Source organism: Bradyrhizobium sp. MI1.7, from assembly GCF_055811795.1.
Genome location: NZ_JBVVPO010000024.1, coordinates 1 through 11,687, shown reverse-complemented (window position 1 = coordinate 11,687; position 11,687 = coordinate 1). Strand labels below are relative to the sequence as shown.

Here is an 11,687-nt window from a genome sequence, read left to right as displayed (position 1 = left end):
CGAGGGCTCACAGCCGGGCCATCGTTCGTGACACCTGCACTGCGGACCATGCGCCCATGCCCCCGCTCGGCTGCGGTATGCCGCGCTCGGTGAGAGCCTTCGCGATCTCCCTGAGAGAGTCCGCGCCAGTCTTCCTGATCTCGGCAATGATCGGTGCTAAGTCGCTGGCCCTCTGTGCAGCACGGGCCCTCACGGCCTCTGTAGCGGCCTTCTGACCGACACCGGCGACCAGATGATGCTTCGCCTTGCGGTCCCACTGCCCATCGCGGGCTACCTTCGCAGCCAACGCGGCCTTGGTCCGCTCGCTGATAAGTCCCGCTTCCAGCTCTGCCACTGCGGACATCTGTTGCAGCATGAACCGCCCGACTGCACCGGCGGGGATTTGAGGGAGGTCGCAGAACAGCACGTCCACGCCGCTGTCAATCAGCGCCATCAGGAACGATTGGTTACGTGAGAGCCTGTCGAGTTTGGCTATTACAAGAACCGCCCGATGAACGCGACACGCAGCCAGCGCGGCGGCCAACTGCGGCCGATCGACCTTTCGTCCGCTCTCGGTCTCTGTGAACTCGGAGACCGGAGGCCAACCACCGGAAGCATCAATGAAGCCCTGCACGGCAACCCGCTGTGCGTCGAGGCCCAATCCAGAACGACCCTGCCGGTCCGTCGAGACGCGGTAGTACGCGACGACCTTCATCCCCCGCTTCTTGATCATACTTCGCCACCCCTTCATGTTCCGTACCAGAACATCGTTACGCTCGTTACGATGAAGTGATACAGATGATTGTGAGGGCCTGTCAAGGCGCAAGGCGCTAGCCGCGCTTAGATTGCTGCCGAAGTATCAAGCGAGCACTAGGTGCGAGCACCTCGCGAACGCTCGGGGGGTTCGCGCATCATTCGGTGCGAGCATCTCTCGGAGATCGAGGGGGGCCTAGGGGGAAGTCGCGACTTCATCACTCTCGACCACCCCTTCAAAGATTTCCGTCTGAAAGCCGGGGAACCCTCAAGCCGCGTTCAGTGGGCCTTCGGGATGCCGCCGAAGAACTCAGCCATGCGAACCATGTCATCAGCCGAGGCATCGGACTTGAGGCGGTTTGCTCGCCACGACGTGACGATGACGTTGCCCTTGACGTACCCGAGACGCGGCACCAGTCGGGCCAGCGTCGGCGAGCAATCACCACGGCGGCCGGTCGTCTGTTGCAGCTTAATGCCCAACACTGGGCACCGCTCGGGGATCGTCACGTCCTCGAAGGTGATATTGAACGGGATGCCGAGGAGGCCGGAATTATGCCGAGCCTGTCGAACCATCTTCTGTCGGGCGACGCGCTGGGTCATCGCTTGGACGCGGCTGGGGCGATCAATGGTGGTGGTAGCGTCTGTGTGCATTCTGTTCCTTTGTGATGATGATCGACTAACCGAGCGTTCGCTGGCGTTCACCGAACGCATCGGTCGGGAAGTCGGGCCCGGTGTCCGCGAGACTGCGGCGGCCGATGGCCCTGACCATTTTTCGGAGGTTCGAGCGATTGTATCCGCGAGGAAGAATGTCCGCCTTCAGGACGCCATCAGCCAGCTTATCGAGTGCTTCGACCATGGTCTCGGGTAGTTCGATTTCAGCCCCGAGGCGTCGTCTTCGTTGTGAGGACGCCTCGGAGCGGCTCTTATTCGTCAAGGGACCTCACGCTGTGATCAGGCGCTGCTTCACCGCGACGCTCCACGCCAGTGCTTTGGGCCAGCCGGGAGCTTTGACGAGCGTGTCCCCGTCCTTGCCCCGCGTGATCTGAACGTCGTTGCCCCAGTCTGCGGTGAGAGCCTTGAATGTGGCTGGGTCGTTCGGCAGCTTTGCCAGACGGTCCATCGCCTTGTTGCCGAGGTCCCGCAGCTCTCGATCATTGCCCCGGTATGTGGCGAGGCGAGCGGCCCGAAGCTCGCTCTCGTTGAGCATGTCGTTGAGGAGCGACACCGAGGCACCTGTCTCGGACAGCACCGCGTTGGCCTGAGCCTCAAAGCCGACGATGACGGCCGACACCTGCTCCGCGCTAATTCCTTTGGGCGGCGTGGCCGGGATGTCACCCGACACGACGGCGTCTTCAAGCAAGGACGATACGGCGAAGTTGCCGATAGCCTCGTTGGCCTGCTCGATCGCAGCGGTAGAAGCGTTGATTGACTTCGCCTGCTCTGCCGTGGCCTTGATCGTGTTCTCGTCGTTGCTCTGAGGCTGCTGTGGCTGCTGCTGAACCTGTGGCTGCTGATTGGACTGCGGGGCAGCGGCGACCCCTGCCTTAAAACCCGGCTGGTAGTCCTGGGGGATGACACCGCCAGCCTTCGCAGCTTCGATGCTCGTGGTTATTCCACCTACAGTAACCATTCCCGGACGGGGCGAGGACACCGCGCTGGCATGCGAGGTTGCACCTGCGGTGATCGTAGCGCGGCCACCCTGCATCACAATGCTGGCGTTCGTCGCGGCGTTGGTCCGCATCAGTGAACCGGAGGATGGACGGGAAGCCTGTTCGGCTGCGCGGGTGGCTGCAGCCAAGTCTTTCAGGGACTGTTGATGTGCTGCGAGGGCATCTTTCGTTGCGGCCTCACGCGAGCCGGGGGTGCCTTGAAGAGAGTTGAAGGTGTTGGTTGACGCCTGAAGTTCGGAGCGGTCTTCTGCAATAGACATTGGTCTTTGGTCTTTCTTGTGTGTCGTTGGGCTCGTCAGAGCCTCGTGATCTTTTTGGTCGGTGGTCTTAGCGGAACGCCATAGCGAGCAAGATGCCCGACATGACGAATAGTGTGATGAGTTGGATTTCGCCGATCATTCTAAGGGGAGGTGTTCAGGCGTCGGCGGTATTGGTGGTCGAGTGTTTCATGTTGGTCTTTGGTCCTTCTGTATTGGTCAGTTGGTCTTGGTCGGTGAGGGGGACTGAAGGTGGTTCAATGACGATCAATCCCCGACAAGACCCTGATGAAGGGGGATCGAGATGGGGACCACTTAGGGTTCCCCACTATACCTTCCTATCTTAAGGGTCAGCCTAATTACCAAAGCAAGATCAGTGTCTTACCGGGTCGGTGCCCAAGTTTGCGAGGGTCGAATTTGGGCAAGGGGTCTTCAGCTCTGGCGCTTAGCGATCAGCTCGGCGGTGTTGTCAGACGATAGCCATTCGATCAGCAGCCCCCTCATTCGCTCTGACGGAACGAACACGGTGATCGGTTCTGGCTCTTCCTTGCGGATGCCTGATCTCCAAACCCATTGGATCATTTCGGACAGAGCGTGAAGGTCTTCGTAGACGGGGACACCACGCTGCTCGAAGAAGCCCTTGATGGTCGGCTGATGGAATACGTTCGCAAGGTAGGCCATCGATCGCTTATCGATGTAGTCGTTCGTTGCTTTGGCGTTGATCGGGATGAAACCTCGACCGTAGCCGCCGCCCTTCAGCGCCTGCTTGGCCTTCTTGAACGTTGTCCATCCGTTGAGTGCAGACGGTGTCTTGGCCACTCGCTTGAAGAACATCTCCGTCGAGGACTTGAGGTTCTTCATTACAGCTTCCGGGGCCCGGTCGAACCAAGACGAGGACAACGGGTTAGACTTATCGCTGGTCGCTCCGATGTCATTCATCTTTCCGTCGTAGATTGTCACAAGTGACCGGAGCTTTGATTTGATCGCTGCTTCGTTGGTGTTGCCCCACTCGACCAGCTTCCCGCCCTGAATGGACTTCATCTCGAAAGATAGCCCTTCGGACTGGAAGTAGGAGAGCATTGGAGAACCGTGAAACATGTACGTCAGAGTGAACACGTCCTTGAAGCATCGGAGGAAGTCGGCTGGAAACTCCCAGATCAGAACGGTAGGCAGGCTGGTCTTGGCGTCTCGTCCGTAGACAACCAGATTGCCGTTGTCGCAGAGGTTCTTGATGTCGTTGTATCGGCCGTTGTAGCCGGGGTGTTTGTCGTGGTTCCAGCGAAGGCGGTCCCCTTCGTCAGCGATGACGTACTCACCATCGAACAGCGCCTTGCGGTCAGAGCTGGTCAACGTCTTGAGCAGATCAACGCAGGTGATCACTTCATCGATTATCAGCGTGTAGTTCTGCTCTCTCAGCCGTTCGTAGATGCGCTTGTTGAGCATCGAGAATAGGGCGTGCGTCGTGCAGATGTTGTGTCCTCCCTCGATCAGCTTCTCTAAGTGGAAGAGTTTGCGACCGTGGATTGGCTGCGGGTCTCTGAACATGAGGTCAGGACATGCGTCGCGGATGCGGTCAACTTCGGTCAGGAAGGGCGCGACGTAGAGAAAGCGCCGGTCGCCGGGAAGGCCGTCGAAGACTTCGGACTGGTTCTTGATGTGGGCGGCGTTGATGTGGTCGATAGCCCATGTGGTCTTGCCGCTGCCCATGATTGCGTCAAGCACAGTGATCTTGTTTCTGCCGGTCGTGACAGCAGTGGTGTCGTTCATGATTGCTTTCATGCTGGGGTTTTTGGTTGGAGGCCCACGAAGGGGCCCTGATTGGCTCAGTGACCGATCTGCCAAACGCTCAACGTGCACATGCGTAATGCCGCAAGCACCGCACCCCTCGCCGGGGTTCGGACCATGTGTATGTGAGCGTTTGACGGATGGGTCAGCGCGGAAAGGCGAGTGCTAACGAGCACTGGGGCCACCCCCCACCGATGATGTCATCAGCCGGAGACCAAATCGGCGAGAGCTATCATCAGTGGGGAGTAGCCAATCACACCACCAGCCCGACTGCGCTGTCCGGGCGGCCGGTGATGTGTAGGGGAAATCTTAAAGGGAACCGAAAGGCGTTCTATAGGGCGCGGGGGCAACCTATTCCAAACCTGCAGAAAGGCGTTCTATGGGGAGTCGCGCAACCTATTCCAAACCTACAGAAAGCCGTTCTATAGGGGAGGAGTGCAACCTATCCCAAACCTACGGCCTCACCTCGGCATGCTCGCAGGACTGCGCGGGTGAGTAGCACCCCTCGGGACGAGGATGCTCCCCAGATGACTCAGCGAGAGTCACTGATGCGCCTTGGAGTGTCCCGGGTGTGTTTGTCCGGTCTCGCCAGTGAACGCGCCAGTGACTCCCTATTCCAATCGTATGGGCTACGGGTTGGCGTAGAACATCGCGAGCCGCCACGCCGGGAATGCTGCCCGCTCACCGTCACGATAGGCGATGTTGATACCGCCCCTCCGACACTGCTCGATCATGTTGCGCTCGTCTTCCCGGAACGTGGCCTGTGGATCGGCCAACATCGCGACCGGCTCGTCCATCTCATACCACCATTCGCGGATGGTCATGAGCCGCGAAGGGTCAGCACCGATGCGCCCGAGGGCGGTGGTCAGAAAGTGATCTGAAGGTGTGGTGAAGGTCTGCATGAGTGTCCCATTGCTTCATCGTGTTGATGGTTGCCAATCGTATAAGGTCTACGAATGGCAGGGGAGCACTGCCTTTCATTGTGTGCCCGAGGTGGTCGCGCCCGTCAACTCGTATCTCGGGAGCTTCGCCATTGCGGTCACTCGGGCCTTGAGAGTGACCTTGGTGTACGCTTCGCCTTGGGTTCTCGGTGAGTGGTTCGAGATCGCGTCCAGTGTCAACGCTTCGATCCCCGCCTCCAGCCCATAGGTCTTGAAGGTGTAGCGCCATGCGTGATTGGGCTGGACGTGAGTGTCATCGATCACATCGCGGACCAACTCCCTCACTCGGCTGTAGACACCACCGGCTGGTCCCGTGATGGTGCCGTCCTGGCCGGGATCACAGAACAAATGACCCGCCTTCGCACTGTTGACGAACTCCACAAAGCCCGTTGCGACCAAGTGTTTGTGCACGGGCACATCGCAGAACCTGTTGTTCTTGATGCTGCCCGCCTCTGGTGTCAGCCGGATTACCCAGCCGTGTTCGGGGTCCTTTCGAACATCCTGCTTCCGTAGCTGGATCATCTCAGCAACGCGAGCGCCCGAGTACGCGCAGAGCCACGGCACCCACCGCTTGGCGGCGGTGGTCTTAGGGTTCTCTCGCTTCGATCCCGTGACCGCAGCAGCGCGGCGGAGTATCTTGGCCGCTTCCTCTCGCGTGAAGAACTCATCGCGCAGCTTGGCCTTCTTCCGCTTCGCCTTGATCGTTGCCCGCTCTGCCGGATTGACAGAGAGCCACCCCCGCTCAGCACCCCAATTGAAGACGTTGCTGAAGGAGGCGATGTCGCTGTCGTTGATCGTCTTGACGCTGATCTTCCGGGCGAGGCGATGGTCCCGCCATCGAACGATGTCCTGCTTGGTTACTCGGCTCGCATCGTCATGTTCGAGGAACGCGACCAGCTTATCGAACCGCTGCTTGGTGCGCGTGGCGTCGCGCTTCGTAACGCCCCTATCCAGGGCGGCCTTGTGCCACGCCTCGACAAGCCCGGTAAGCGAGCGGCCGGTGGCCCTTGAGGACGCACGCTCGAACGGCTGGAAACGCTTGGCGTAGTCATCCGGCGCGAAGTCGCCATCCGCATTTCGCGAGAGCTTCCGTGCCGCCTCCGACAAGTCGCGAGAGGTCCACTCGATCAGTTTCCCCCGGCTCGCGTTGTCAGTGACGACACCACGGCGGGCGAGGAAGGCATCGGTCATCTTCCCGAACCGCGCCTCCATGGACACTCGACGACGCCCCTCTGGCGACTTGTGGATGCCCAGCCTCGCGACCGCACCGTACTCGCCACGTCGAGCTTGCTCATTCAGATCAGCAACGTGAAGCCACTGCTCGGTGGTCAGAATGGGATTATCCTCAAATCCCTCCGCGAAGGCCTTGTAGAGTTCGCCTGAAAGGGCGCTGATCTGCTTATCAGTGAGCGGCTTGGGACCGGCACGAAGAGCGGCCATCGTGCGCTCAACCTCAGCCGCGACTTCGGGGCACTTTGCCTTCGCGGCGGTGCGGTCCGATGTCTTCAAAGAGATGCTGATGTGGTCCTTGAACCAGCTCGGCGGGCGCTGATCCTTTGGCAACTTCGCCAAGATCGCTTGCACGTCAGCCGGGATGCGCTTCCGGTAGTACCAGTTGTCAGAACCGCGACGCTTAGTAGGGCAGGCCATTCGCAAAACCATCGTGTAGCACCCGTGTGTATCAGGCGCAGCGCGAAAGCCTCAACTGTTTCAGTAAGATGTTGATGTCACATGGACATTAATGGTGCTGCCAGACAGGATTGAACTGTCGACCTCTCCATTACCAATGGAGTGCTCTACCACTGAGCTACGGCAGCATGTGCTGGGATAAGAATCGGCCGCCAAGGGGGCCTACCAAGCGGGCCGATATCTGCCACAAGCCCCCCTCCTGTGCAAGCTTGCTAGCTCCGCCAAAACGAGAAAATCGGGTCGATATCGGGGCCAAAATGCCCGTTTTCAGGTGAAAGTACCGACTTTCCGCCGATTTCGGTTCCGATATCCCCGGCCAACTGGCCAGTTGGCCGCGGCATGGCATTCGGCCCATTTTGGATTTCGCACGAACAGTTCGTGAGGGGCCTCTTGAGCTGCCGCATTCTCCGGGCATGTTATCGCGGATCGCTGGTATGGACCGCTGATGGCTGACGAGAACGACAAGAGCACGAGACAGGCGAGGGGGGCGCGGGACGACCGGCTGAAATCGGCGCTGCGCGAAAACCTGAAGCGACGGAAGATGCAGGCGCGCGAACGCGCCGCAATCACCGACCCCTCGCAGAATGACGATGCTTCCCTAGATGAGGGGACCGCCGGCAAGACTGGCGATTGAAGTCTGGCGATTAGAATTTTTGGAGTGCATGGACGTGGCAATGGGGCAGGACGAGCAGCAACGAGACGATGGTGACGCGCAGATGTCGCGGTTCACGCGCCCTGAGCAGACCTTTCCGGCGCTGACATCGGCCGAGATCGAGCGCATGCGGAATTTCGGCGAGGTCCGCACCTACGCTAACGGCGAATTCCTGTTCGAGACCGGCAAGCCCGGGCCGGGCATGTTCGTCGTGCTGAAGGGCCACGTCGCCATCACCCAGCGCGACGGGCTCGGCAATGTCACGCCGCTGATCGACCAGGGGCCGGGGCAATTTCTGGCCGAGCTCAGCCAGCTCTCGGGCCGGCCGGCGCTGGTCGACGGCCGCGCCGAAGGCGAGGTCGAGACGCTGCTGCTGCCGCCGCCCCGCCTGCGCGCGCTGCTGGTCGCCGAGGCCGAGCTCGGCGAGCGCATCATGCGCGCGCTGATCCTGCGCCGGGTCAATCTGCTTCAGGCCGGCGTCGGCGGTGTGGTGCTGATCGGTCCCTCGTATTCGGCCGGCGTGGTGCGCTTGCAGGGCTTCCTCACCCGCAACGGCCAGCCGCATCATCTGCTCGATCCCGAGCGTGACCGCGACGCCGCCGAGGTGATCGCGCGCTATTCGCCGAAGCCGGAAGACTGGCCGCTGGTCGTCGCGGCGAGCGGCGAGGTGCTGCGCAACCCCAGCGAAACCGAGGTTGCGCGCGCGATCGGCATGATCGGCGGCCCCCGCAACGACCGTATCTACGATGTCGCGATCGTCGGCTGCGGACCCGCCGGGCTGGCAACCGCGGTGTATGCCGCCTCCGAAGGGCTCTCGGTTGCCGTGCTCGACACCCGCGCCTTCGGCGGCCAGGCCGGTGCCAGCGCGCGCATCGAAAACTATCTCGGCTTTCCGACCGGCATTTCCGGCCAGGCCCTGACCGCGCGCGCGTTCAACCAGGCGCAGAAGTTCGGCGCCGACATCATGATCCCCGTCACGGTGAAGTCGCTCGACTGCACGCGCCGGGACGGCGCCTTTGCGGTGACGCTCGACGGCAGCGATCCCTTGCGTTCGCGCGCGGTCGTGGTTGCGAGCGGCGCGCGTTATCGCCGCCCCGAGATCGAGAACCTCGACAAGTTCGAGGGCCGCGGCGTCTGGTATTGGGCCTCTCCGGTCGAGGCGCGGCTCTGCGCCGGCGAGGAGGTGGCCCTGGTCGGTGCCGGCAATTCGGCGGGGCAGGCGGCCGTGTTCCTGTCGGGACACGCCAAGAAGGTGCTGATGATCATCCGCGGCGGTGGCCTGGGCGCCAGCATGTCGCGCTATCTCATCGAGCGCATCGAAGCGACACCCAACATCGAATTGATGTTCAACACCGAGATCACCGCGCTCGAGGGCGACGAGGCTTCGCTGCTGCGGCGCATCCGCTGGAAGAGCCGGCTGTCGAGCGATGAAGACTCCGCCGACATCAAGAATCTCTTTTTGTTCGTCGGTGCCGATCCCGCCACCAGCTGGCTCGACGGCTGCGGCGTCACGCTCGATCGCGGCGGCTTCGTCGTGACGGGCGCGCAGTCCGAGCTGAACCAGGGCAAGCTGGTGGCCCCACTGGAGACCTCGGTGCCCGGCGTCTACGCGGTCGGCGACGTCCGCTCCGGCTCGGTCAAGCGCGTCGGCGGCGCCATTGGCGAAGGCGCGCAGGTCGTGGCCTCCCTGCACGGCTATCTCGGCGACGCCGCAAAACCGGCGCTTTAGTCAAGGACAAGACAAGCAGACGGCAAGCGGAATCTCACTTGCCATCTTGCCGTGTCCCACAGACTATCGCCCCGTCGCGAGGCCAATCGCGCGTGGAAGAACAAAAGATTCACAAGGGAGGACTAAATGGCCGAACTCGTCGTGCTCTACAAGACGCCCAAAGACGCCGCCGCCTTCGACAAGCATTATGCCGAGACCCACATTCCGCTCGCGAAGAAACTTCCCGGCCTGAAGAAATACGCCGTCAGCACGGGCGCAGTCGGCTCGCCCGCCGGACCATCGGGCGTCCACCTCGTCGCCATTCTCAGCTTCGACAGCGTGGGCGACATCCAGAAGGCCTTCGGCAGCGAAGCTGGCAAGGCGGCCGCGGGCGACGTGCCGAAATTCGCCAGCGGCGGCGCCGATCTGCTGATCTTCGACACCAAGGAAGTCTGAGCGCGCGCGAAGCGTCTCGCCAAATTCGATTCAACTTTCGTCGAAGACCTGCAAGCTCGTAGCCCGGATTTAGCTTCGCCCCATCCGGGCTACAAACTGCTCTCGTTTGTGACAGCACTGCAAAAAATTCGGTCGTGCGTTTGTCGATTCGCACGACGGCGCATGGCTCCGCACGAGTCTGTGACATCGCGTATGTAGCCATCCGATGAGGACCGTAATATCAATCGCCTGATCTCAATGCAGAGAGTAGGAGAGATGCCGTGGTTCTTGGGTTGAGCCTGCCCGCCTTCACGTTGGTCCATGTCATCATCAGCCTGATCGGCATCGTCGCCGGCCTGGTCGTGATGTTCGGTCTGCTCGGGTCGAAGTCGATGCCGGGCCTCACCGCGATCTTCCTGCTGTTCACGATCCTCACCAGCGTCACCGGCTTCCTGTTTCCGTTCAAGGAGGTGCTGCCCTCGTACATCATCGCCGGCATCTCGCTGGTGCTGCTCGCGATCGCCTGCCTCGCGCTCTACGGAATGAAGCTCAAAGGGGTCTGGCGTCCCGTCTACATCGTGACCGCGATGATCTCGCTCTATTTCAACGTCTTCGTGCTGGTGATCCAGTCGTTCCTGAAGGTGCCGGCGCTCGCCGCGCTCGCGCCTGCCGTGCCGCCGAATCCGCCGGGAGGCCCCGTCTTCGCCGTGGTGCAGGGCATCGTGCTGGTGTTCTTCGTGGTGCTGACCATCGGCGCCTGGCGCCGCTACAAGCCGATGACGTTTGCCTGATCGCACGTTCACGGTCGGTGCGCGGCATCGACCTCGTGACATCGCCCGACCATCTCCGGATTGCCGGCTCGCGTTTTGCGAGCCCCGGATTGATTTTCACTGAAGGAGCCATTCATGCCCACCATCACCACCAAGGACGGCGTCGAGATCTTTTTCAAGGATTGGGGTTCGGGCCAGCCGATCGTGTTCAGCCATGGCTGGCCGCTGTCGGCCGACGACTGGGACACGCAGATGATATTCTTCGCCAATCACGGCTACCGCGTCATCGCTCATGACCGCCGCGGCCACGGCCGCTCCTCGCAGGTCGCCGACGGCCACGACATGGATCACTATGCCGACGATCTCGCGGCGGTGACCGCGCATCTCGACCTCAAGAACGCCATCCATGTCGGCCACTCCACCGGCGGCGGTGAAGTCGTGCACTACATCGCGCGTCACGGTGAGAGCCGGGTGGCGAAGGCTGCGATCCTCTCCGCGGTGCCGCCGCTGATGGTGCAGACGGCGGCCAATCCCGGCGGCCTGCCGAAGAGCGTGTTCGACGATCTCCAGAAGCAGCTCGCCGCCAGCCGCACCGGCTTCTACCGCGACCTCGCTTCCGGTCCTTTCTACGGCTACAACCGTCCCGGCGCAAAGCCGTCGGAAGCGGTGATCCAGAACTGGTGGCGCCAGGGCATGATGGGCGGCGCGAAGGCGCATTACGACGGCATCGTCGCGTTCTCGCAGACCGATTTCACCGAGGACCTGAAGAAGATCAGCGTGCCCGTGCTGGTGATGCACGGCGACGACGACCAGATCGTTCCCTACGCCGATTCCGGCCCGCTGTCGGCCAAGCTGCTGAAGAACGGCACGCTCAAGACCTACAAGGGCTTCCCGCACGGCATGCCGACCACGCACGCCGAAACCATCAACGCGGACCTGCTCGCGTTCTTCAAGGCGTGAGGGACTGATCTCACCCTCCCCTGGAGGGGTCCGGGACGAGCGTAGCTCGCCCGTGGGTCGGCTCACATGGAGCGCAGCGGAATGTGAG

At 61.6% G+C, this 11,687-nt stretch carries 12 protein-coding genes and 1 tRNA gene; 5 read left to right on the top strand and 8 right to left on the bottom strand.

What is annotated here, in order from left to right; translation table 11 throughout:
• Positions 1 to 7: 7 nt before the first annotated feature.
• The 8 genes from AC0L3X_RS21950 to AC0L3X_RS21915 all read right to left on the bottom strand — a co-directional run bounded on the left by AC0L3X_RS21950 (position 8) and on the right by AC0L3X_RS21915 (position 7,202).
• Positions 8 to 712, bottom strand: coding sequence for a recombinase family protein (locus tag AC0L3X_RS21950; protein ID WP_473316746.1), 705 nt, complete (start codon positions 710 to 712; stop codon positions 8 to 10).
• A 299-nt stretch (positions 713 to 1,011) separates the two neighbouring features.
• Positions 1,012 to 1,332, bottom strand: a complete 321-nt coding sequence (locus AC0L3X_RS21945; protein WP_473316745.1) for a hypothetical protein — start codon at positions 1,330 to 1,332, stop codon at positions 1,012 to 1,014.
• Positions 1,333 to 1,408: 76 nt separating this feature from the next.
• Complete coding sequence (locus AC0L3X_RS21940) at positions 1,409 to 1,666, bottom strand: hypothetical protein (RefSeq protein ID WP_473316744.1); 258 nt, start codon at positions 1,664 to 1,666, stop codon at positions 1,409 to 1,411.
• Positions 1,667 to 1,672: 6 nt separating this feature from the next.
• Positions 1,673 to 2,662: a hypothetical protein gene (locus AC0L3X_RS21935; RefSeq protein WP_473316743.1), complete on the bottom strand. Its 990-nt coding sequence runs from the start codon at positions 2,660 to 2,662 to the stop codon at positions 1,673 to 1,675.
• 429 nt (positions 2,663 to 3,091) lie between these two features.
• Positions 3,092 to 4,426, bottom strand: a complete 1,335-nt coding sequence (locus AC0L3X_RS21930) for a DEAD/DEAH box helicase family protein (protein ID WP_473316742.1) — start codon at positions 4,424 to 4,426, stop codon at positions 3,092 to 3,094.
• Between the two features lie 647 nt (positions 4,427 to 5,073).
• Positions 5,074 to 5,346 (bottom strand): hypothetical protein, encoded by a 273-nt coding sequence (locus tag AC0L3X_RS21925; protein WP_473316741.1) that lies wholly within the window; start codon positions 5,344 to 5,346, stop codon positions 5,074 to 5,076.
• A gap of 75 nt (positions 5,347 to 5,421) precedes the next feature.
• Positions 5,422 to 7,035 carry a phage integrase gene (locus AC0L3X_RS21920; RefSeq protein WP_473316759.1) on the bottom strand — a complete coding sequence of 538 codons (1,614 nt, stop codon included), beginning with the start codon at positions 7,033 to 7,035 and terminating at the stop codon, positions 5,422 to 5,424.
• Between the two features lie 92 nt (positions 7,036 to 7,127).
• A tRNA-Thr gene (locus AC0L3X_RS21915) sits at positions 7,128 to 7,202 on the bottom strand.
• Between the two features lie 317 nt (positions 7,203 to 7,519).
• Here AC0L3X_RS21915 and AC0L3X_RS21910 point away from each other — a divergent pair.
• The 5 genes from AC0L3X_RS21910 to AC0L3X_RS21890 all read left to right on the top strand — a co-directional run bounded on the left by AC0L3X_RS21910 (position 7,520) and on the right by AC0L3X_RS21890 (position 11,599).
• Complete coding sequence (locus AC0L3X_RS21910; RefSeq protein WP_063985880.1) at positions 7,520 to 7,708, top strand: hypothetical protein; 189 nt, start codon at positions 7,520 to 7,522, stop codon at positions 7,706 to 7,708.
• Positions 7,709 to 7,748: 40 nt separating this feature from the next.
• Entirely contained in the window at positions 7,749 to 9,455 is a 1,707-nt protein-coding gene (locus AC0L3X_RS21905) for an FAD-dependent oxidoreductase (protein ID WP_063985879.1), read from the top strand.
• Between the two features lie 126 nt (positions 9,456 to 9,581).
• Positions 9,582 to 9,890, top strand: a complete 309-nt coding sequence (locus AC0L3X_RS21900; protein WP_063985878.1) for an EthD family reductase — start codon at positions 9,582 to 9,584, stop codon at positions 9,888 to 9,890.
• Positions 9,891 to 10,150: 260 nt separating this feature from the next.
• Positions 10,151 to 10,660 (top strand): hypothetical protein, encoded by a 510-nt coding sequence (locus AC0L3X_RS21895; protein ID WP_354132135.1) that lies wholly within the window; start codon positions 10,151 to 10,153, stop codon positions 10,658 to 10,660.
• 114 nt (positions 10,661 to 10,774) lie between these two features.
• The gene (locus AC0L3X_RS21890) at positions 10,775 to 11,599 is read left to right on the top strand and encodes an alpha/beta fold hydrolase (RefSeq protein WP_028151420.1); all 825 of its coding nucleotides are present in this window, start codon (positions 10,775 to 10,777) and stop codon (positions 11,597 to 11,599) included.
• Positions 11,600 to 11,687: the final 88 nt, after the last annotated feature.

Excerpts from the sequence above, each read along its gene's own strand:
- AC0L3X_RS21950 (WP_473316746.1), bottom strand. The coding sequence starts at position 712 with ATGATCAAGAAGCGGGGGATGAAGGTCGTCGCGTACTACCGCGTCTCG.
- AC0L3X_RS21945 (WP_473316745.1), bottom strand. The coding sequence starts at position 1,332 with ATGACCCAGCGCGTCGCCCGACAGAAGATGGTTCGACAGGCTCGGCAT.
- AC0L3X_RS21935 (WP_473316743.1), bottom strand. The coding sequence starts at position 2,662 with ATGTCTATTGCAGAAGACCGCTCCGAACTTCAGGCGTCAACCAACACC.
- AC0L3X_RS21930 (WP_473316742.1), bottom strand. The coding sequence starts at position 4,426 with ATGAACGACACCACTGCTGTCACGACCGGCAGAAACAAGATCACTGTG.
- AC0L3X_RS21925 (WP_473316741.1), bottom strand. The coding sequence starts at position 5,346 with ATGCAGACCTTCACCACACCTTCAGATCACTTTCTGACCACCGCCCTC.
- AC0L3X_RS21920 (WP_473316759.1), bottom strand. The coding sequence starts at position 7,035 with ATGGCCTGCCCTACTAAGCGTCGCGGTTCTGACAACTGGTACTACCGG.
- AC0L3X_RS21910 (WP_063985880.1), top strand. The coding sequence starts at position 7,520 with ATGGCTGACGAGAACGACAAGAGCACGAGACAGGCGAGGGGGGCGCGG.
- AC0L3X_RS21905 (WP_063985879.1), top strand. The coding sequence starts at position 7,749 with ATGGGGCAGGACGAGCAGCAACGAGACGATGGTGACGCGCAGATGTCG.
- AC0L3X_RS21900 (WP_063985878.1), top strand. The coding sequence starts at position 9,582 with ATGGCCGAACTCGTCGTGCTCTACAAGACGCCCAAAGACGCCGCCGCC.
- AC0L3X_RS21890 (WP_028151420.1), top strand. The coding sequence starts at position 10,775 with ATGCCCACCATCACCACCAAGGACGGCGTCGAGATCTTTTTCAAGGAT.